2 protein-coding genes are annotated in these 1,905 nt (G+C 63.8%); both read left to right on the forward strand.

The window, feature by feature from the left end; translation table 11 throughout:
• The coding region (locus DBR24_RS34410) for a potassium-transporting ATPase subunit C (protein WP_256591979.1) at positions 1 to 129 on the forward strand (129 nt) is incomplete at its 5' end.
• A 130-nt stretch (positions 130 to 259) separates the two neighbouring features.
• Positions 260 to 1,905: DUF4118 domain-containing protein (locus DBR24_RS34415; RefSeq protein ID WP_256591974.1), on the forward strand; the 1,646-nt coding region annotated here is incomplete at its 3' end.

Below are 1,905 nucleotides of genomic sequence, written 5' to 3' on the forward strand. Positions count from 1 at the left end.
GTTGCCGCAGCGCGAAACTTGCCGGTGTCTACCTTGCAGCAACTGCTCGATGCGCATACCGAACAGCCGCTGGTGGGACCGCCAGTGGTGAATGTGCTGGCGCTGAACATGGCACTGGAAAAACTGTAGTTCTGTGATGTTGCCATTCGCGAGCAAGCTCGCTCCCACAGGAGGACGCGTTCCAAATGTGGGAGCGAGCTTGCTCGCGAAGGGGCCATAACGAACACCGAATCAACATCAGCAAGAGAGAACTCCCAGCATGAGCGACTCCGGCCGCGCCGATGCGCTGTTAGCAGACCTGCCCCGCGACGGCCGTGGCCGGCTCAAGGTTTTCCTCGGCGCCGCCCCCGGCGTCGGCAAGACCTACGCCATGCTCCAGGCTGCCCACACCCAACTGCGCCAAGGCGTGAAAGTCATCGCCGGCGTGGTCGAAACCCATGGCCGCGCCGAGACTGAAGCGCTGCTTGGCGGTCTGCCGCAGCAACCGCTGGTGCGCTCGGAATACCGTGGCGTCATGCTTGAAGAAATGGACCTTGACGGTCTGCTCGCGGCGAAGCCGAAACTGGTGCTGGTCGATGAACTGGCCCACAGCAACGCCCCCGGCAGTCGCCACGCCAAGCGCTGGCAGGACATTCAGGAACTGCTCGCCGCCGGCATCGACGTGTTCACCACCGTCAACGTCCAGCACCTGGAAAGCCTTAATGATCAGGTGCGCGGCATCACCGGTGTGCAGGTACGCGAAACCCTGCCGGACTGGGTGCTGCAGGAAGCCTACGAACTGCTGCTGATCGACCTGCCTCCCCGTGAACTGCTCGAGCGTCTGCGCGAGGGCAAGGTCTACGTGCCGGAACAGGCGCGCGCGGCGATTGATGCGTTTTTCACCCAGACCAACCTCACTGCATTGCGTGAGCTGGCGATGCAAACGGCGGCCGCGCAGGTCGATAACGATCTCGCCCAGGGTTATCGCCAGCTCGGTCAGGCGGCCCCGGCAGTGCGCGGCCGTTTGCTGGTGGGCGTCGATGGCGATGCACAGGCTGAACGTCTGGTGCGTCACGCCAGTCGCGTCGCCCAGCGTCGGCATTTGCCGTGGAGTCTGGTGCATGTCGACAACGGCACGGTGCGCGATGAACAGTCGCGCCTGCGCCTGCAAAGCGCGCAGCAATTGGCCGAGCGTCTGGGCGGTGAAGTGGTATTGCTGCGTGCCGGTGAAGTGGCGAAGACCCTGATTCAGCATGCCGCCGAACGCCGTGCGAGTCTGGTGTTGGTCGGTCAGTCGCGGCCGAGTCTGCGTCGTCGCCTGTTCGGTGGCGGGCTCGCCGCACGTTTGCTGCGGCAGGCGCATGGCCTGGAAATCAACGTCCTCGATAACGACCGTGAACACCCTCAGCAGCGCCTGCAAGTGACGCCGACGCTGGTCTGGTTCGACTATCTGCTGGCATTGGTCGCCACGGTGCTGGCCTGTGCGCTGGCGTGGGCGGTATCGAGTATTTTGCCGTTGCCGAACATCTCGCTGGTGTTCCTCGCCGCGGTGTTGCTGGTGGCGGTGCGCAGCAGTCTCGGGCCGGCCCTGGCCTGCGCCGCGCTATCGTTTCTGACCTACGATTTCCTGTTCATTCCGCCGAATTTTTCCTTCGCCATCCAGCGTGAAGAAGACGTCCTGACCTTGCTGTTTTTCCTGCTGATGGCGGCGCTCACCGGCAACCTCGCGGCGCGTCAGCGTCGACAACTGCAGGCGCTGCGTGACACCCAGGAAGAGACCACCGAACTGCTCGACCTGTCGCGCAAACTCACTGCCGCGACGGATCGTCAGGCCGTGGTCAGCGCCGCAGCGCAACACCTCAACGGCTGGAGTGATCTGCAACTGTGCCTGCTCAATCGCGACGGCCAGGGCGGCTGGAAAGTCGA

The organism is Pseudomonas sp. HMWF006 (genome assembly GCF_003061205.1).
Lineage (GTDB): Bacteria > Pseudomonadota > Gammaproteobacteria > Pseudomonadales > Pseudomonadaceae > Aquipseudomonas > Aquipseudomonas monsensis.